Source organism: Rhizobium leguminosarum, from assembly GCF_019798305.1.
Taxonomy (GTDB): Bacteria; Pseudomonadota; Alphaproteobacteria; order Rhizobiales; family Rhizobiaceae; genus Rhizobium; species Rhizobium leguminosarum_U.
In genome coordinates this window covers 185,147-203,592 of sequence record NZ_JAAXDD010000009.1, presented here as the reverse complement: position 1 = coordinate 203,592, position 18,446 = coordinate 185,147, and the positions used below count along the sequence as shown (strand labels likewise).

14 protein-coding genes are annotated in these 18,446 nt (G+C 63.3%); 6 read left to right on the top strand and 8 right to left on the bottom strand.

Annotated elements, in window-relative coordinates; all coding sequences use genetic code 11:
• Nucleotides 1–118 precede the first annotated feature (118 nt).
• A complete protein-coding gene (locus HFO99_RS18020; protein ID WP_222362599.1) occupies nucleotides 119–6,997 on the bottom strand; it encodes a hypothetical protein in 6,879 nt (2,292 codons plus the stop codon).
• A 462-nt stretch (nucleotides 6,998–7,459) separates the two neighbouring features.
• On the opposite strand from HFO99_RS18020, the gene HFO99_RS18015 reads away from it, so the two are divergent.
• Nucleotides 7,460–7,843: an Hpt domain-containing protein gene (locus HFO99_RS18015; RefSeq protein WP_017964526.1), complete on the top strand. Its 384-nt coding sequence runs from the start codon at nucleotides 7,460–7,462 to the stop codon at nucleotides 7,841–7,843.
• 261 nt (nucleotides 7,844–8,104) lie between these two features.
• Nucleotides 8,105–8,425, top strand: a complete 321-nt coding sequence (locus tag HFO99_RS18010) for a 2Fe-2S iron-sulfur cluster-binding protein (RefSeq protein ID WP_003540151.1) — start codon at nucleotides 8,105–8,107, stop codon at nucleotides 8,423–8,425.
• Between the two features lie 316 nt (nucleotides 8,426–8,741).
• Here the strand turns inward: HFO99_RS18010 and HFO99_RS18005 are convergent, their stop codons facing one another.
• On the bottom strand, nucleotides 8,742–9,368 hold the full coding sequence (locus HFO99_RS18005; protein ID WP_017964525.1) for a DUF922 domain-containing Zn-dependent protease: 627 nt from the start codon (nucleotides 9,366–9,368) through the stop codon (nucleotides 8,742–8,744).
• 101 nt (nucleotides 9,369–9,469) lie between these two features.
• On the opposite strand from HFO99_RS18005, the gene folP reads away from it, so the two are divergent.
• Genes folP through folK form a run of 3 tightly spaced genes read left to right on the top strand, consistent with a single transcriptional unit; the run spans nucleotide 9,470 to nucleotide 11,212 of the window.
• Entirely contained in the window at nucleotides 9,470–10,339 is an 870-nt protein-coding gene (gene folP / locus HFO99_RS18000) for a dihydropteroate synthase (protein ID WP_222362597.1), read from the top strand.
• Nucleotides 10,336–10,701, top strand: a complete 366-nt coding sequence (gene folB / locus HFO99_RS17995; RefSeq protein WP_017964523.1) for a dihydroneopterin aldolase — start codon at nucleotides 10,336–10,338, stop codon at nucleotides 10,699–10,701. The genes folP and folB overlap by 4 nt, the downstream gene beginning before the upstream one ends.
• Nucleotides 10,694–11,212 (top strand): 2-amino-4-hydroxy-6-hydroxymethyldihydropteridine diphosphokinase, encoded by a 519-nt coding sequence (folK, locus tag HFO99_RS17990; RefSeq protein ID WP_222362769.1) that lies wholly within the window; start codon nucleotides 10,694–10,696, stop codon nucleotides 11,210–11,212. Before folB ends, folK begins: the two co-directional genes overlap by 8 nt.
• Nucleotides 11,213–11,281: 69 nt before the next feature.
• Here folK and HFO99_RS17985 read toward each other — a convergent pair whose 3' ends face one another.
• From HFO99_RS17985 to HFO99_RS17970, 4 genes are all read right to left on the bottom strand, one after another.
• Nucleotides 11,282–11,833, bottom strand: coding sequence for a hypothetical protein (locus HFO99_RS17985; protein ID WP_017964521.1), 552 nt, complete (start codon nucleotides 11,831–11,833; stop codon nucleotides 11,282–11,284).
• Nucleotides 11,834–12,043: 210 nt separating this feature from the next.
• Nucleotides 12,044–13,123, bottom strand: a complete 1,080-nt coding sequence (locus tag HFO99_RS17980) for a YcjF family protein (protein WP_222362595.1) — start codon at nucleotides 13,121–13,123, stop codon at nucleotides 12,044–12,046.
• Nucleotides 13,120–14,595: a YcjX family protein gene (locus HFO99_RS17975; RefSeq protein WP_222362594.1), complete on the bottom strand. Its 1,476-nt coding sequence runs from the start codon at nucleotides 14,593–14,595 to the stop codon at nucleotides 13,120–13,122. Before HFO99_RS17975 ends, HFO99_RS17980 begins: the two co-directional genes overlap by 4 nt.
• Nucleotides 14,596–14,790: 195 nt before the next feature.
• Entirely contained in the window at nucleotides 14,791–15,285 is a 495-nt protein-coding gene (locus HFO99_RS17970; RefSeq protein WP_222362592.1) for a SixA phosphatase family protein, read from the bottom strand.
• Nucleotides 15,286–15,561: 276 nt separating this feature from the next.
• On the opposite strand from HFO99_RS17970, the gene dksA reads away from it, so the two are divergent.
• Nucleotides 15,562–15,981: an RNA polymerase-binding protein DksA gene (dksA, locus tag HFO99_RS17965; RefSeq protein WP_017964517.1), complete on the top strand. Its 420-nt coding sequence runs from the start codon at nucleotides 15,562–15,564 to the stop codon at nucleotides 15,979–15,981.
• Between the two features lie 62 nt (nucleotides 15,982–16,043).
• Here the strand turns inward: dksA and HFO99_RS17960 are convergent, their stop codons facing one another.
• Together HFO99_RS17960 and HFO99_RS17955 are read right to left on the bottom strand one after the other, a co-directional pair.
• The gene (locus HFO99_RS17960; RefSeq protein WP_222362768.1) at nucleotides 16,044–16,679 is read right to left on the bottom strand and encodes a DUF1062 domain-containing protein; all 636 of its coding nucleotides are present in this window, start codon (nucleotides 16,677–16,679) and stop codon (nucleotides 16,044–16,046) included.
• A 409-nt stretch (nucleotides 16,680–17,088) separates the two neighbouring features.
• The gene (locus HFO99_RS17955) at nucleotides 17,089–18,171 is read right to left on the bottom strand and encodes a flagellar biosynthetic protein FliO (RefSeq protein ID WP_222362590.1); all 1,083 of its coding nucleotides are present in this window, start codon (nucleotides 18,169–18,171) and stop codon (nucleotides 17,089–17,091) included.
• Nucleotides 18,172–18,446: the final 275 nt, after the last annotated feature.

Here is an 18,446-nt window from a genome sequence, read left to right as displayed (position 1 = left end):
CACGGACCGTGGTCGAGCCACAGGTCTCGACCCGTCCTTCGGACCCGCTGGAGAGAAGAAGGTCTGCCGCGGCCGTCGACCGGAGCCGCTTGGTGGCTCCGGTTTTTACGCATCAGACTCAGCCGAGCCTGCCTGCGGCGTGGGCGAGCATGGTGTAGACCTTGCCCGTATCCGAGGTGAGGTAGGACTGCGTCACCGTCCGGTTCGGGTCGGTGCGGGCGACGTCGGCGAGCAGCTTTTCGAAATCACCGATGTAACGGTCAACGGCGGTGCGGAATTCCGGTTCGCGGTCGTATTTGCGCTTGATTTCGTCGAAGGTCTGCTGGCCCTTCAGCGTGTAGAGGCGGCGGGTGAAGACGTCGCGCTCGCCGCGCTGATAACGGCGCCAGAGATCGACCGAGGCGTCGTGATCGATGGCGCGGGCGATATCGACTGAAAGCGAATTCAGCGATTCGACGACGTGGCGCGGATTGCGGTTGTCGCTGTTGCTGCGCGTCGCAGGGGCGGCGGTTTCCGCTTGGCGGACCGGAGGACGGCCAGCTGCCTCGTCGGCAGCCTCCTCACGCGATGCGCCACGCAGGAGATCGCTGATCCAGCCGCCGCTTTCCGGACGAGCCGGCTCTTGGCGACCTGTTCCTGGGCGACCTGTTTCCGGGCGGCCTGTTTCCTGGCGAGCGGGGGCAGGCTGCGGCGCGGCGCGCGGTGGGGCGGCAGCTGGCGCAGACGGTGCGATCGTTCCGCGCAGGCCCGTCGCTTCAAGCGGCGGGGGCGCTGCCGGCTGTGGCGGCTGGGCTGCGACCGGCTGGGCGGGACGCGGGGCCGGCTGCACCTGAGCGAGCGTGCGGGCGACAGGCTCGGAGATCTCGAGCTGTTGGCTGGAGCGGCCGACGAGCTGGGAGATATCCTGCAGCGCTTTGATCTGCTCGGCAACGGCCCGGCGCATGGCCGAGGCGCTTTCCTTGGCTTCCTCGGGAAGATCGAAGGCGCCGCGCTTCAGTTCGGCACGGGTGGCGTCGAGCTCACTGCGGATGTCGGCGGCAGATCGGCGGATATCTTCGGTGGCGCCGGAGAAGCGGCCGACTGCATCGTCGATCGCCTCGCGCAGCGCTTCCCGCATGTGCTGGGCGGCACCGTCGGAGGCGCGGCCGGCTTCGCCGAGCATGCGCTCGACTTCCGACAGCGAGGCGGTGAGACCGCCGCGAATGCGATTGGAGAGATCGCCGGAACGGCGCTCGACATTGGCAAAGGTGCCGTCGATCGTCGTATTGGCCTCGTCGCCGGCGCGGGTAATTGCCTCGCGCATCGTTTCTGCCGCTTCCTGGGCGCGCTTCTCGGTTTCAGTGAGAATGCGGCCGATATCAGCGAAGGAGGACTGCACACCCTGGCGCAGATTGCCGGTGACCTGGCTGGAGCGCTGTTCTGCCCGCTCGAACACGGTCTCGATCATGCTGCCGAGGCCTTGCATGGTCTTTTCGATCTCGGCGGAGCGCGAGACCAAGCCGACAGAGAGTGTCTGCAGAGCGCTCTCGCGTTCCTCGAGCGTCGAGGCGAGGTTGGACTGGGCGGCGCCGAGAAGCTGCGAGGCCTGGGTCAGAACCTTGGAGTGTTCGTCGAAGCGGCCGATGATGCCGCCGACCTGTGCCAGCGTCTGGCCCGAGATATCGGAGAGACGGTCGACCTTGCCTTCCAGAAGCCTGGTCGAGGCGGAGACCATCTCGGCGGCCTTGGTGGCGGAGTCGGCAAAGCGCGTGGTGGTGTCGCCGAGACGGCCGTCGACGCTGGTCAGTTGCTCGGCGGCGCGGTTCATCATCATCGCCATCGCCGCGCTGCTTTCCGACATGCGCTGGACGAGGCCGTTGACGTTGCCGACCAGGCTGTCTTCGATTGCGCTGACGGCATTGGCGACATTCTCGGTGCGGGCGGCAACGGCGCTGGCGAGAGCTTCGTTTTCGGCGCGCAGACGGTCGGCGCTGAGGTTGGCTGCGGCAGTGATGCTGGCGGCGGCCTGCTCGCCGGCATCGGTGTAGCGGTCGATGATCGGGCGGGCCGTTTCGTCGAGGATGCGCGTCAATTCGACCGACCGGCCTGATAGCATCGAGTTGAGGTCGCGGGTGCGCTCCTCGAGCGTCGAGCGGATCGAGTTGCCGCGCGCTTCGAGCGCCCGGTCGATTTCGGAGAACGTCGTATCGATCTCGCGGGCTCGCTCCTCGAGATTGGAGCGGATGGCGCTGCTGCGGGCTTCGAGCGCCCGGTCTACATCCGCCATGGTGGCGGAAATCTCGCTGCCAGTGCCCGACAGCGCCGAGCGGATGGCACTGCCGCGCGCCTCCAGAGACTGGCCGGCATCCGACAGCACCTTTGAGATGGCATTGACTTGCGTGCCGACGATGGTCTCAGCCTCGGCGACCTTGTTGACGATGGCGTTGCCGGCTTCCGAGAAGGTTTGGGCAACGGCAGCGGCTTGGCTTGCCAGCCGGTTCTGAGCTTCGGCGACGCGGGTGACGATCTGCGACGAGCGCTCATCCATGGTGCGGGTGAATTCGTCGCTTTTCACATTGAGATCCTCGGCGAATTGCTGGCCGGTCTTGCCGAGCAGTTCGGTGGTTCTCGTCGCTTCGCCTTCCATTCCCTGGGCCGCGTCGGCAACTGCGTTGCGCAGCGTCGAGGCGAGACCGGCGGCCTTGCCTTCGATGGTGCGGTTGACGGCCTCGAGGCCGAAGGTCAACGCACGGTCCATCGTAGAGAGGCGTTCCTCGATGCGTTCATTGCCGCGGTCGAGGGTTTCGGCGAGGCTCGCGGTGCGGCCATCGATGGCGCCGGTCAGGCTGGTGGTGCGGCTGTCCAGCGTCTCGGCCAGATTGGCGGTGCGGCTGTCGATCGCCTGAGTGAGGTTTGCAGCACTGCCTTCGAGCGTCGCCGAGATGCGCTGAGTGGCGTCATCGCTGAGCGCGCCGATACGGGAGACGCCGTCGGCAAGCACGCCGGACAGCTGGCCGCTGGCAGCTTCGACCTTTTCGGCAACGCCGCCGACGCCGTCGCGGATGCGGGTCTCGATCGCCGCAAGACCGGCTTCCACACGCGATCCGGTTTCTTCAAAACGGCCCGTCAGACTTTCGACCGACCGATCGAGATGGGTGGACAAATCCTGGGTGGAGCTCGAAATCGCACTTGCCGCCTCCTGGAAGCGGCCGGCGATCTGGCCGGCGCCGGCATGCATGCGATCTTCCAATGTCTGGGCGCCGGCATCGATCGCCTGGCGGATCGCGGCTTCACGGTGTTCCAGCGACAATTCGAGCATGCCGACGCTCGTCGCCACCGAAGTGCCGATGCTGGTCGCCTGTTCGGCCAGCGTATCGCTGATCAGTGCATGGGCCTGGTTCAGCGACAGGTCGATAGCGTTGGCGCGGTCTTCGAGGGTCGTGCGCATGCGTTCATGGGCAGAGGCGAGCCCGCCCTCGATGCGCGCTGCGGCCTCGTCGGCGAGGCCGCCGAGCCGTGTATGTGCATCGGTCAGACGGCCTTCGATGCGGCCGGTCAAGCCGCCGACGAGATCCTCGAAGCGGGTGCCGCCGGCATCGAGAACGCCTGAGAGGGCGGCGCTATGTTCGGAAAGCGCATTTTCGAGCCGCTGCTGATTGTCGGTATAGGCGGTGCGGATCGCATCGGTCTTGTCGGAGAAGGCGCCGGCGACCCGGGCCTCGGCACCGGAGACGGCCTCCATGATGGCGTTGCTGCGGGCTTCGAGCACACTGTCGAAGCGGCTCTGGTTGTCGTCCAGCGAAATGGCGAGCGCCATGGTCTTTTCGTCGAGCGTATCGGTGAGCCGATCGTGGGTTGCCGTTACGGCGCCGATGATCGCGGCGGTGCGGTGCCCCAAGGCTTCCTCGAGGCGGGCCTGGCCTTCGCTCAGCGAGGCGGCGAGGGCGGCGGCCTTCTGGTCGAGCACACCGTTCAGGCCGACATGCGTGCCGGAAACCGCATTGGTGATCGCATCGGCACCTGTTGTTAGCGTCTCCTCGAGACGGCTCTGGCTCTCGTTCAGCGAGATGGCAAGCGCCATCGACCGATCGTCGAGTGTCTCGGACAGGCGGTCGTGGGTGGCGGTGACCGCATTGAGGAAGGATTCCGAGCGACTCTCCAGCGTGTCCTGCAGGCGGCTCTGGCCTTCGTTCAGGGAGGCGGCGATCGCCGTCGCCTTTTCGTCGAGCGTTTCCGAGAGACGGTCGTGCGTGCCGGACACGGCCTTCAGGAAGGCCTCGGAGCGGGCTTCCAGCGTGTCTTCGATCCGCGACTGGCTCTCGTTGAGCGAGATGGCGAGGGCCATCGCCTTTTCGTCCAGCGTCTCGGAGAGGCGATCATGGGTGCCGGAGACTGCGTTCAGCAGCGCTGCGGAGCGGGTTTCGAGCGTATTCTCGATACGGGCCTGGCCTTCGCTCAGCGAGTTGGCAAAAGCTGCCGCCGTGCCGTCCAAAGTCTCCGAGAGACGATCATGGGTGCTGGAGACGGCGTTCAGCAGCGCCGCGGAGCGGGTTTCCAGCGTATCCTCGATGCGGGCCTGGCCCTCGTTCAAGGACATGGCGAGCGCCATCGCCTTTTCGTCGAGCGTTTTGGCAAGACGGTCATGGGTGCCGGATACAGTGTTCAGCAGTGCCTCGGCGCGCGTTCCAAGCGCATCCTCGATGCGGGCATGGCGCTCGTCGAGCGAGGTCGTAAGGGCGGCCGCCTTGCTGTCCAGCGTTTCCGACAGGCGATCATGCGTGCCCGACACGGCGTTGAGGAAGGCCTCGGAGCGGGTCTCGAGCGTGTCCTCGATGCGGGCCTGGCTCTCGTTCAGGGAGATGGCAAGCGCCATCGCCTTTTCGTCGAGCGTCTCGGCAAGACGGTCATGGGTGCCGGAGACGGCATTGATGATGGCGTCGGAGCGGGTCGTCAGCGCTTCCTCGAAGCGGCCGTGATGGGTGGTCAGCGCCTCGACCAGTGCGCCGCCGCGCTCTGCCATGATGCTGTCGATACGGCCGTGGGCCGTGCCAAGCGCCTCGCTGATTTCGGCCGCACGCGCAGCAAGCACGCCGCTCAGCTCCTCGGCGCGACCGCCGAAGGCAGCGGTCACCTGCTCGGTGCCGGCGGCAACGGCAGTCGTCAGATCGGTGGTGGTGGTGCGCAACGTGTCGCGGAATTCGGCCGAGCGTGTCTGAAGGTTGCTCTGCAGCTCGGAGGTGCCGGTCGCAAGGGTCAGCGCGATGTCAGACGTAGCGCTCTGCAGCGCCGAGGTCAGTTCGCCGGTGCGGCTGTTGAGTGCCGTGGTAATTTCGTCTGCGCGGCTGCCGAGCGTGCTTTCCAGCACGTCGTGGCCGGTGGCGAGCGCGGTGGCGAGCGCCAGCGACTGGTCGGTCAACGACGAACCAAGCCGGTCGATGCCGGAATTCAGGATGCCGTCGATTGAATCCGAGCCGCCGGTCAGCGTCTCGTTGATACGAGCGAGGCTCTCCATCAGCTTGGTGTCGAGCGAGCCGGTTCGCTTGTCGAAGGCGCTGGTGAACTCGGCGACGCGTTCGTCGAAGGCGGTAGACAGTTGGGCGACGGTCGTCTGCAGCCGCTCCTCGAAGAAGCCGGAGCGCACATCGAGATCCATGACGGCGTCGTCGGCGGTGGTCTGCAGGCTCTGGCGGAAGCTTGCGCCCTTTTCGTCGAGCGCACTGTTCAGCTTCGACAGCACGTCGTCAAGCGTGCCGCCGATGGTGCGTTCGCCTGACGTCAGGCTCTCGTTGATCTCGCGGGTGCGGGCGATCAGGATCTCGTTGAGCTGGTGCGTGCGCTCGTTCAGCGCCGCATTCAGCTTCTCGGTGCTGCTGTCCATGGTCGAGGCGCGCGTTTCGAACTGGCTGAGCAATCTTTCGCCATGGTCGTTGAGATTGACGGAGAGCGCTTCGAGGCGGTTGTCGAATTCTGTGGCGAGCGCAAAACCCGATGCATTCAGGGTCTGTAGCAAGGTATCGGTCTTGGCAGAGAGCAGGCTGCCCATCGACTGCAGGGCGCTGTCCGATTTTTCCAGGATCGTCGCGGCGCGCGTATCGATCAGCGAAGCGAAGGCTTCGCCCGATGTGGCAAGCCGCACCGCGATCTCTTCGGTCGCAAGCGACAGCTCTTCCTTCAGCTGGTCGTGCACGCTGCCGATCGAGGTGCGGATACGATCGGCATGGTTGACGATCGCCTCACGCTCGGAGCCGAGTTCGTGGACGAGGCCGCGCACGCGCAACTCGTTGTCGGCATAGGAACGTTCAAGCGCATTGACTTCGGAATGGACGAGCGTTTCCAACTCGGAGGCACGCGCGATGGTGCGCTCGATGCCCTCGTTCATGGCCGAGACCTCACGGCGCACGGCCTGGCCGACCGTCATGATGCGCTCGGAGGCGATGGTTTCCGGCTCTGCCAGGCGCAATGCCACCTCTGCCATGGAGCGGGCGGCGTTGCGCATGTCCTGGGCGCGGGAGATCATGATGGCGAAGGCGTAGAACATCATCACGGGAACGATGATGCCGACGAGGCCGGCGATGACGCCGGGCAGGGCGACGAGATCGGCGAGCGAACGGATCTGCCAGATCTGCGGAGCATAAAGCAGCGACATCAGGCCGAGGCCGGCCATGACCCAAAGCACGGAAAACAGGATGGCGGTGCGCACAGCCGAGCGGCTGGAGGCGCCGTCAAAGGATTTCAGGATCGAAGCGGGCGTATTGCGGCTGGCATCGTTAGCGGGCGTGAAGGCCGGACCCCTGGAAGTCTGCTCGCCGGCGGCACCGCGGCGGCTGCGGCGCTGCGCTTCGTCCTGAGCCTGCTGATTACGCGCATTCGATGGATCAGACACATTAGCCTCCGGGGCCTGGGGCGCGTCGCCGCGGCGAGACGGTACGTTATCCTTGCTAAAATCGATCTGGAGCGCCTCGTCCAATGCCTTGAACGCCTTGTCCTCAATTGACTCGTTGTATTTGTTGTTCGCCATTCGGGTATGCCTCGTTACTGTCAGCCGGCCCAACCGCGCATCCCTGGCTTCCGCCTCACCCGGGAACAACTTTGCCGTTCCAGCCTTCCATCCCAACGAAGGACGGATAAGCATGTCATTTCAGAGTAGATAGCCGCTTTTTCAAACGGAAGGTATCAAAACACTACCATTATCCACTCGCTCGGCAAAGGCGCGTACCATAAACCCGCTCCACCAGTATCGTAGTGACACATCTGGGCTGCTCACACAATTAATGAAGGCTTGAGATTCACGGCTCGTTAACCCGTTGTTAACATCTTTGAATCCGAGGCATCGCTTAAAAACCAATAATTTAGGGATATTTAACGGACGTTAACCATATGGCGAGATTTCCGCCCTGAATGTGTCGGAATTTAACGTGATGGCCACTCTCCGGACGCAGAACTGTTGCAACTGCGGACGATAGAGACGGGAGAATTGGCAATGGCAGCCCAGATGGCAGCATTGAACATCGTATTCGAGGCGCCGGATAATGCAAAGGGACCGTGTCCTTCGAAGGTCCGGCCGATCGACCTGGTCCATCTCGCAAAGCAGACGATGGGCGACAAGACGCTGGAAATCGAAGTCCTTCAGATGTTTGCGCGCCAGGCCCGTGCCTGCCTCCAGGATATTGCGAGTGGCGAAACCATCCGTATTGGCGCAGCCGCGCACCGGCTGAAAGGTGCGGCAAGCTCGGTCGGCGCGTTCCGCGTGTCGCAGACGGCGGAAGCCGTCGAGGAAACCGGCGGTGATGCCGGCGCGACGGCAGCGCTCGGCGCTGCCGTTATCGATGCCGAGAATTTCATCCTGAAGCTCTGCCGCGGCTGATCTCTAGGTCTTCGTCTGACGCATGTCGTTGTCCCAAAACCGCCGCACGTTTTTGGCCGCGATGCATGAAGTACCGTTCGAACGAGGCCCGTTGTTCCATTGCGGAACCACGGGTCTTTTTGCGACGTCCCTTATGACGCTTTGAAGACGGCGGGCGAAGGCCCGATCTGCGAGGCTGTCGCCGATTTCCCAATGTTGACTGACGCGTCGAATTGTCGGAAGAAAATCCGCCCATCCACCTGAAGACCGGAAATAGTTCTGATGCCCAAACTTACCATCGTCGCCTTCGACGGCACGCGCTTCGACCTCGACGTCGACCAAGGCTCCACCGTAATGGAGAATGCCGTGCGCAATTCGGTGCCCGGCATCGAGGCCGAATGCGGCGGCGCCTGCGCCTGCGCGACCTGTCATGTCTATGTCGACGAGGAGTGGACGGAGAAGGTCGGCCAGCCGGAAGCGATGGAAGAGGACATGCTCGACTTCGCCTTCGATGTACGCCCGACCTCGCGGCTGTCCTGTCAGATCCGGATGAAGGCTGTCTATGACGGGCTCGTGGTGCACGTGCCGGAACGCCAGGCCTGAAGCGCGCTGCGCTTCAAACGTCGCCGAAAAATTCGATATCAAAAAAGACGCCTCGCGCGCTAGAGCGAGCGAGGCGAGGCGGGCGCATTACCTACGGATGAGGGAGGAACATCCGCGGCTTCGGAACGCGCCAGGAGAACCCAGCGATGAAAGTGCAGATGCCGTACCTGAACTTTCGAATGTGTTCATATTAACGCGTTCCGGTTGAGTCTGCCAGGATGAAAAATGACCATTCAATCGCTGGGGAGGGTGCAAGTTTCGCACAAGTTTCGTTGTACAGCTAAGGTTTTCCGCTCGCAACGAGACCGAAAAAGCCTTATTTTGCGCCGGCTCGACCATTGATTCGATTGTTCAGCAACCTCAACATGCGCTTCTGAAAATTGACCGCCTCGACCCGGTCGAATCGCGCCTGCTGCCGGTCGTGCTCCTCTATACCGCGAGCTGATTCGCCGGAGACGAGTTCCTGCATGGCTTCGCAGCTGCGCTGCTGCCGCAGCGCCCGAATGGCGCGCTCCATGGCGCGGGCCTGATCACGGGCGATCTCGGCATGGCGTTCCTCATGGCGCTTGATGTCGCTCGACAGTGCGTCCCAGATCATCGACAGCTCCTTGCTGGCGCCATTGCGGCTGCTCCAGCGCGGCAGGATGATCTGGGTGTGGACCGTGACCTTGACGTTGCCAACGCGGCAGCGCCCGTTATCCTGAATATAGGTTGCCTCGCCACCGAAGCGGATCTTCGTGGCGCCGGGATGACGCGCCGAAGAGCCGCTCGCTGTCGGCCCGCGCCGGCTGAGTTCGCGGTCGAGCTCATCCGCGGTTTTGCCGCGAATGTCGAAATAAGAATAGCTTTTCGATGCGATCACTTCGGCTGCCACGGGGCTGCAGAGGGAAAGAGCAATGGAAAAGGCGATAGGAAGGACCATATAACGCACTGCAAGCGGCATTCTGAACGCAACCCGTGTTGAAATCGACGGGAGCTTGGGGCATAGCCACCACAAGCGCAATATCGGATGGCGCTTTTTTCGTCTCCAATGGGATAAGTCTGGTGACAGGGCTCGAAGGCAGATTGTGGCGTGTCGGCCATGGCCGGGAGATCGAACTCGGTCGTCGTTCGACGATCATGGCGATCATCAACGTGACGCCGGACTCTTTCTCCGACGGCGGACGCTTTGAAACCGTCGATGCAGCAGTCGAACAGGCGCTGCGGGCGGTGAGCGAGGGTGCCGGGATTGTCGATATCGGCGGTGAATCGACCCGGCCGAACGCAGCAAAGGTCAGTCCTTCTGAGGAGCAGGCGCGCGTGCTGCCCGTCATAGAGGCACTGCGCGGCCGCACTCAGGCGCTGATCTCGATCGACACCTATCGCTCCGAGACGGCGCGGCTTGCGATCAGTGCCGGCGCCCATATCGTCAATGACGTCTTCGGGCTGCAGAAGGAGCCCGATATCGCCGATATTGCCGCGGTGACCGGGGCCGGGCTCTGCATCATGCATACCGGCCGCGACAGGGTAAAACTTGTCGATGTGATTGCCGACCAGGTGCATTTCCTCGAACGGTCGCTTGATATCGCCGCTGCATCAGGCGTCAACCGCGACCGCATCGTGCTCGATCCGGGCTTCGGCTTCGCCAAGGAGACGGCGGAGGAGAACCTGGAGCTGATGGCGCGGTTTTCCGAACTTTCCCGCTTCGGCCTGCCGCTGCTTGCCGGCACGTCGCGCAAACGCTTCCTCGGCACGGTAACGGGGCGTGAGGCGCAAGACAGGGATGCAGCGACGGCTGCGACCAGCGCGCTGCTCAGACTTCAAGGGGCTGCGGTTTTCCGCGTGCACAATGTCGCAATCAACAGGGATGCACTCGATATCGCCGATGCTATGCTGAATGCGCGCCAGGAATTCGAGAGGAAGCGGCCGACATGACCACCTACACGATTACGCTGCAGAACTGCGCCTTCTTCGCGCGCCACGGCGTGCATGACGAGGAGGAATTCCTTGGTCAGCGTTTCTTCGTCGATGCCGAGCTCGATGTCGTCGCCGGCGAGGCGCTGGAAAGCGATTCGATCAACGATACCGTCAATTACGGTGTCGCCTTCACCGTGATCGAGCAGATCGTTACGGGCAAACGGCGCTATCTGATCGAGGCACTGGCGCTCGATATCGCCAAGGGGCTCTGCGAGACATTCCCGCAGGTGCGGCGGGCGAAGATCACGGTGCGCAAGCCGAACGCGCCGGTCCCTGGCGTGCTCGATTTCGTGCAGGTGAGCGTTGAGCATTTTGCCTGAGGCCGCATTGCAATCCGCCACGCTCGGTCTCGGCGGCAATATCGGCGATCCCGTAAAGGCGATGGCGGCCGCGCTGCAGAGGCTGGACGGACGGGACGACTGTCGGATTACGGCGGTCTCGCGGCTCTATCGCACGCCGCCCTGGGGCAAGACCGACCAATCCTTCTTCTTCAACGCCTGCGCCGCCGTCGAGACCAGGCTGGCGCCCGAGGCTTTGCTCGATGTCTGCCTGTCGATCGAACGGGAGATGAAACGCGAGCGCATCGAGCGCTGGGGGCCGCGGACGCTCGATATCGACGTGCTGACCTATGGCGATGTGATCCAGGACGCGCCGCGGCTGGAACTGCCGCATCCGCGCATGACCGATCGCGGTTTCGTGCTGATGCCGCTTGCCGATGTCGCGCCGGGTCTGCTCGTCAGAGGCAGGGCGGTGAGTGAGTGGCTGTCGGATGCCGAGGTGATCGGAATCGAGGTCGCCGACGATAGTCGCGACTGGTGGCTGAGCGCCTGAAGCAAGGGGACCTGAAACGCAAAACGGCGGGAAACCCGCCGCTTCAGGAAAATCCGCTGTAGGGATTGTCTACTCGATGGAACCGACGGCCATCTCGTCAACCTGGCGGGTCAGCGTCAGGCCGATGACCGGCACCATCTGGCTTTCGACCTTGACCGAAACGGTGACGTTCATCGTCTTGTCATCGCGCACGCGGGCGATCATCGCACCGTTCAGCTTGGCGCGGTTGATGCCGACGACGACGGTATCCTCGCTGACAGCGCCGGAGACGACGTCAAGGCCCTTGCCGGCAGCGCCGTCGAGGAATTTGCCCTTGTAGGTCGAGCCCGACTGCGAGATGACGGCGGTCATCGGCTGCTTGAAGACGCCGACGCGGCAGGTGCCGTCGAGCTTGATGCCGGCGCTGCTGTCGCCGGTGGGCTCGCCGATCAGGTTGCAGGTGAATTTCGTGCCCTTGTATTTGCCGGCGACGATTTCGCCGGGGCCCTTCCAGGAGCCGGCGACGGAATCGAAGAAGGCCTTGTCACGGGTTGCAGCGGTGGCTGCCGGTGCGACATCTGCGACGGGAGACAATGCCGCGGCGGCCAAGCCGCATACGATGAGAAACTTGCGCGAATACATGGATTTTCCTTGGCAAACACCACTCACGAACTGGCTGCAAGTTTTGCCGAAGAATGGTTAATCCTTCCTTTCGATTGTGCCGAAATGCAAGGAAATGCTGGGCTTTCGCGTGACGGAGACTTCAACACTCCGCCACTAAAGCATTGAATCCGCTGAAACTTCATACACTTTACGTGGGGCAAGGCGAAAGCTGCCGAACCAGTGCGTCATTCAGGGATTATTGCCGCGCGGCGACATGGACGGGGTGAGATCGCCGATGAAATCACCGATTCCCGGCCGCTTCAGAGCGCGGAAGGCGAGCGGTCGGCAGAGATCCATTGCCGCGATTCCAATGCGGGCGGTCATCAGCCCGTTGATGACGCCTTCACCCAGCCGCGCCGAGAGCTTGGACGCCAGTCCATGGCCGAGCACTTGCTGCACCAGGCTGTCGCCGACGGCGATCGAGCCGGTGACGGCCAGATGCGCCAGCACGTCGCGCAGCAGGCGGAACATGCCGAGCGTGCCGGGACGGCCGCCGTAAAGCTCGGCCATGGCGCGAATGAGGCGCACGGCTTCATAGAGCACGTAGAGCAGGTCGACCACGGCGCGCGGGCTGACGGCAGTGACGATCGAGACGCGCTGGGAGGCATTGACGATCAGGGCGCGGGCCTTGCGGTCGAGCGGAGCGAGCAGTTCCCGTTCGGCCAGCGCGATCAGATGTGGGGGATCGATGACCTCGCCCTCGGTCGCCTTCAGCGTCGCGCGGCCCTTCGATGTCTCGGGATTTGCCGAGAGCAGCGCAGTCAGCTGGGCGACGACGGCGCGCGCCTTGGCCGGCCGAGTCTCGAGGATCGCCGCCTCGGCTTCGGCCTTGATCTTCTGGACGGCGGCAAGGCGCATCATGCCGACGGTTTCGCGGATGACGAGGGCCAGCACGGCAAGGATGCCGACCGCGAGCACGGCAAGGGCGGCATAGCCCAACCAGTCGGCGCGGGTGAAGAGATCGCGGATCAGGCTATCGGTCCAGAGGCCAATGGCGAGCGACAGCAGGATGCCGAAGGCGCCGGCGGCGATCTTGCCGAAGGAGGTCCGCCGCTTGCGCGGCGCGGCAACGGGGACCGCGCTCAGATCCTTGTCGGGATTGAGGAAGGGATCGTCCTCATCAGGTGTCACGACGATATTCTCGGAGAAGCTTTCCGGCTTGCGCCGCTCACCTCCTTGCCGGCCGTTGTCGCGCGGATCGGCAGCCTCGTCCTCATAGCTGAAGGCGGCGGGTGCGCGGCGCGGCGGATCGGACGGGGGCTTGCTCATGCGAGACGGTCTCCGAACAGAAACTGCATGGCGCGATCGAGGCGGATATGCGGCACCGACAACTTGATGCCGCCGCCGGTTTCCTCAAGGTGCGGCGGGCGGAACCTGACGACATTGACATCGGGCAGCTGCACACCTGTTACACCCGAGGCGATGCGGTCGAACAGGCTTTCCGGATTCTCCGGCAGGTCGCCGGGAAAAATCGCGGTCTTTCTCTGGCCGTCAAAGCGCTCGCCGGCGATGGTTTCGCCCTCCATCGGCGTGCCGACGATGACCGGCAGTTCATGGCCGTCACGCTTGACGGTCGCCTCACGGGTTGCCCGCACGGAGGCAAGCGCCATGACGTCGATGCCGGCGCCGGCCATGCCGATGCGGTCGATGGCGCGGTCCACCAGGCGGCGGGTCAGCGCGTCCAGCCGGTCGTGGCTTTCATGGTGGAGATGATCGGCCTTGGTGGCGGCAACCAGTACGCGGTCGATGCGCCGCCCGAGCAGGGAGGAGAGCAGCGAATTGGTACCGGGGCGGAAACAGGCAAGCACATCGGCCAGCGCGCGCTCCAAATCCTGCACGGCTTCGGGGCCGCGGTTCATCGCCTGCAGCGCATCGACCAGGACGATCTGGCGGTCGAGGCGGGCGAAATGCTCGCGGAAGAAGGGTTTGACGACGACGGATTTATAGGACTCGTAGCGCCGCTCCATCATCGTCCAGAGCGAGCCGCGGCCGGGACGCCCGTCCGGCGACAGAGCCAGCGGCGCAAAGGTCAATGCCGGCGAGCCGTCGAGATCGCCGGGCAGGAGCAGGCGGCCAGGCGGCAGGGTGGAAAGCGAGCGTTCGTCGGCTTTGCAGGCTTTGAGATAATCGGCAAAAGCGGTGGCAAGGTCGCGGGCGATCATCTCGTCGGCGCCGGCATGGATGTCAGTGGCGCGCGTCAGCGCCAGCCATGGGCGCGACAGCTCGGAGCGGACGCCGGTTTCGGCAAGTGCTAACGTTTCCTCGCTGAACGTGCGGTAATCCTTGCCGAGCAGCGGCAGGTCGAGCAGCCATTCGCCGGGATAATCGACGATATCGATCGACAGGCGGCCGGGCGAAAACAACCGGTTCCAGCCGCTGGCGCTCTGGTAATCCAGCGTGATGCGCAGCTCTGAGATGGCGCGGGTCGAATCCGGCCAGATACGGTCCTTCACCAGCGCACGGATATGGTCCTCGTACTGGAAGCGCGGCACGGCATCGTCGGGCTGCGGCTCGAGCCGTACCGCCGAGACGCGGCCTGATTGGACCGGTTCGAACAGCGGCAGACGGCCGCCATGCAGGAGATTGTGGACGAGCGAGGAGATGAAGACCGTCTTGCCGGAGCGGGAAAGGCCGGTGACACCGAGCCGCACGGTCGGATTGACGAGGCCGCTCGCCCGGTCGGCGAGATTGTCAAACGCGATGCGAGCATCGTCGGCAAAGGATGTCAGGCGTGGCGGCAAGGCGCGATTCCGGTTGGTGACTGCCCTGCAATATAGGGAGGGCGTCCCGCCCGCGAAAGAAGCGGCGCTAGAGCATTTCCGTTTTTCTTCGAATCACGGAAATGCTCTATTTCCTTGTTTTCACGCAATTCCCGGCAAAAGCGCTTCGCGCTTTGTCTGGGAAAACCGCGGCACTCTGTTGCTGGAATCAAGTCTTCAGACGACCACGAAATCGGTGAGGCGCCAGGCGGTGGCCGAAGCATCGAAATCGAGCACGGCAAGGCCAGCCGTCGGGAAGCCGCCGGGAAGAGTGCCTGCCATCGCCTCATGGCCGATCAGTGCCTCCAGCGCCTGCTCCATGGTCGGATTGTGGCCGACCAGCATGACAGCGGCCTCGTTCTGCGCATCGATGATCTCGAGATAGTTGTCGACCGTGGCGTTATAGAGTGCGTCGACATAACGAACCTCGAGCGTGAGGCCCATCGCCCGGTACACCGCATCGGCGGTATCGCGGCAGCGCAGCGCCGTAGAACTGATCAGAAGATCGGGACGGTAGCCCTTGTCGGCGGCTTTATCGGCGATGATCTCGGCATCGCCAAAGCCCTTTTCGTTGAGCGGCCGGTCGAAATCGCGCTGTCCGGGTTCGGCCCAGGCGGCCTCGGCATGGCGCAGGAGATAGATGCGGTTGGGCGGAGGCAGGGGTACGGTCATGGGCAAATCCAGGATCCAGCGGGCCTTTTCAGTAGCGGTTGCAATCGGTCGGCGTCAACCGTCAGCGCTGCTCCAGCTGCCCAAAACGCAGCTGATAACACGGCGTTTTGAAGGCGAAGCAAAAAACGCAAGCCGGAATAATGATGAGAAAATAGTCTGTTAGCCGAAAACTGTGACAGATTTAAAAATCTGTTTACCTGTCGTATTTGGCTTGAATCGCGGCTAGCGCTTGGGATATACACCCCGCCAGATGAGATGTTCTTCAGGAGAATCGCGTTGAGTGAGAAGATCGATCTTAGCAATTACGTTCCCTCGGAAGAGGAAGAGTTCATGAACGTAAACCAGCGTGCCTATTTCAGGGCCAAGCTGGTTGCATGGAGAAATGATATCCTTAGAGAGGCGCGCGAGACACTCGACCATCTGGCCGAGGAAAGCGCAAACCATCCTGATCTCGCTGACCGAGCGTCGTCGGAAACAGATCGGGCGATCGAACTTCGCGCCCGTGACCGGCAGAGAAAGCTGATTTCCAAAATCGATGCGGCACTGCAGCGCATCGAAGACGGCACCTACGGTTATTGCGAGGAAACCGGCGAACCGATCGGCCTCAAGCGCCTCGACGCCCGCCCGATCGCGACACTGTCGATCGAGGCGCAGGAGCGTCACGAACGCCGCGAAAAGGTCTATCGCGACGAATGAGAGTTTTCATGCAGGCATGAAGTGAATAAGGCGCCGCGATCCGATCGCGGCGCCTTTTACAATTACAGTGAGCTTCCGGTCGCCACAGACCTCCACCATTGCTCCCGGCCGGTCTCGGCGGCGAGGTCGACTGCAACTCTGGTGCCGTTCTTGATCCGCCGCCGCAAAACGTCGGCTCGATTCGAATCCGTCCGCAGCATGCCATCATCGTGAAGAGCCTGTAGCCGGGTGCGTGAAACTTGCAGCTCGGACGCCAGCAGGCGGTCGAGGCGCGTGCTTGATGGAAACGGGACCATCAGTTCGATTTCCAATCTCGTCCAATTGGCAGTTTCCTGCTGCATCTCTTTTGCGATTTCAAATTCGGCAAACCCGTCAACACGCAGCGACTTGCGCCTGAGAGCCTCGAGGTTGAACGCTTCTGCCCGGATACAATCCGGATCGTTGGACTGCAACGCCTCGATGACTGCGGGATCGATGTCGCGAACATTCCGACGCTCGAAGATCGGACGGTTCCACGTCTTTTCGCATGTCGAGCATTTGTAGATAAGCCAGGCATCGAGCTTGCGGCCATTGGCGTTGAGCCGGATCTTGTCGCTGCATCGGAAAGCTCTGAGGCCCCCGCAGGCGCTGCATACAATCCAGGGCTGGGGCGCTGTTTTCGGCAGAATGGTCCATCGGACCCGAAGGGTATTGCACATATCGTGTTGGTCTTCCGTTCGGAAGTCCATCAGAATGATGCGTGAGAAAGCCTCGCGGGCGCGGTGTGGCGATGTTCTGGGCGGCTGAAGAGCTGAGACAGCGGAGCTGCACATGGCACATTGTAACAATGCCAAACCGGTCTCTCGCCGCCACCCGATGAACATGTTCATACGCCGTCAGCGTGTCGCTGCCCGGCAGTACAGGTGAAACTGGAGTGAGACCGGTATTTACTTAGGCAAAGTATGACCTCGATGCGCCAGCGCTCTTCAACCGGAGCGATAACAAATTATCAGCACAAGATGGAGTCCCCTGTTGCGTCGGGAACCGAAAGTCGCCGCATTGCGGCTTTAATGCAACTTGGTGATGAAGGAAGGTCGGACGTGCGTTCCGCTCACTTGTCGCGCCCGATCATTTGTCGCGGTTGACGCTCATCTCGCCGAAGATGCGGGCGACTTCCTTCTGCAGATCGGTATCGGCGCCGGTGATCGGGGCCATTTCCGGATCGCGGCGCGGCGGGTTTCCGGGTTGCGGCGCTCCGGGCCGGGGCGCCTGGTTTGCCGGCGCCGGCACGATGCGTTCGGCAGTCAGATTGTTCGACATTTCCTGTTCCAGCACCCGCTGGAAATCAAGACGGCTCGCTGCTGCCGACTGCGCAGCCGAATCGTCTTCGGCGCTACCCGGTGCGGCGCGTGCGGCCGCCGGCATCTCCTGGACAGGCGGGGCGGAGACCTCGGGTTCGATGCGGTGCTGCGGCAGCACGCGCTGACGGGCGGCATCGAGGATCTCGGCGGCACTTGAGGTATCGTGGAACGGTGCGGGCCGAGCCGCTGGGGGAGCGGCTGGATGCTCCGGCGGGCGTGGCTGCGGCGGGGCAGCACGCAGAGGATTGTCGCGTTCGGCCGACAGCGGAGCAGTCACCGGCTCTGCCGGAAGAGGGCTCGTGACCACCGGCGGTGCCACGGCCGGCTGGACAGGCGGTTGGGTCGACGGCTGGGTCGACGGCTCTGGGCGCGGGCGCGGCTCTGGCGAAGCCGGCGCAGCGAAAGAGGGCTCGGCGGCGGGCTCGACCCGGGCTGCGACCGTTGGGCGCGGTGGCGAAACCGGTGGCGTTTCCTGTGGCATTTCCGGCCGCGCGACGGATATCGGCCGCTGCTCGTCGGGTTGCGGGCGGCTGGCGCCGTCCGGCTGTTCGGCCGCTGCCGGCAGGATACGGCTTTCGATGACGATATCGCTCGGGCCGCCGATCATGATCAGGTGCTCGACGTCGTCGCGGCGCACCAGCACCAGCCGGCGACGGGCATCGACGGCTGCGGCATCCAGCACCTGCAGGCGGGGCTGGCGATTGCGGCCGCCGCGCACGAAAGGTGAGGGCGCCCGGCTGCGGATCACCCAGAGCACGATGATGAGCAGGAGAAGCGCCAAGCCGACGCCACCGGCCGCAAGCAGGAAACGGCTGCCATAAGCTCCGACAACATCATCCAACATAGTCACTTACTCCATTTCGCATTCGGCACATATTGACGACTTTTCCGTTCCTTAGGCAAGGGCCGCCGGTGCTGTCCAGTCATGGGAGAACGCGATTTCGTGTTCCGCTGCTTGGCACCCGGCGACCTTGCGCGCGGGTGGCAGCGTTGGCTTCTGGGGCAGATGGCGCTGTTGCCTGTGAATTCAAGCAGTCTTGCCGGCTAGCGGTGTTTTTGCCGACGCGGCAAATTGCTAAGAAGGTAGAGAGTGCCTGATTCCTGCTTCGTGTTCGTGCTACGAAG

What these genes read in the sequence shown, in the direction of transcription:
- HFO99_RS18020 (WP_222362599.1), bottom strand. Translation starts at nt 6,997, where the DNA reads ATGGCGAACAACAAATACAACGAGTCAATTGAGGACAAGGCGTTCAAG.
- HFO99_RS18015 (WP_017964526.1), top strand. Translation starts at nt 7,460, where the DNA reads ATGGCAGCCCAGATGGCAGCATTGAACATCGTATTCGAGGCGCCGGAT.
- HFO99_RS18010 (WP_003540151.1), top strand. Translation starts at nt 8,105, where the DNA reads ATGCCCAAACTTACCATCGTCGCCTTCGACGGCACGCGCTTCGACCTC.
- HFO99_RS18005 (WP_017964525.1), bottom strand. Translation starts at nt 9,368, where the DNA reads ATGCCGCTTGCAGTGCGTTATATGGTCCTTCCTATCGCCTTTTCCATT.
- folB (WP_017964523.1), top strand. Translation starts at nt 10,336, where the DNA reads ATGACCACCTACACGATTACGCTGCAGAACTGCGCCTTCTTCGCGCGC.
- HFO99_RS17985 (WP_017964521.1), bottom strand. Translation starts at nt 11,833, where the DNA reads ATGTATTCGCGCAAGTTTCTCATCGTATGCGGCTTGGCCGCCGCGGCA.
- HFO99_RS17980 (WP_222362595.1), bottom strand. Translation starts at nt 13,123, where the DNA reads ATGAGCAAGCCCCCGTCCGATCCGCCGCGCCGCGCACCCGCCGCCTTC.
- HFO99_RS17970 (WP_222362592.1), bottom strand. Translation starts at nt 15,285, where the DNA reads ATGACCGTACCCCTGCCTCCGCCCAACCGCATCTATCTCCTGCGCCAT.
- HFO99_RS17960 (WP_222362768.1), bottom strand. Translation starts at nt 16,679, where the DNA reads ATGTGCAATACCCTTCGGGTCCGATGGACCATTCTGCCGAAAACAGCG.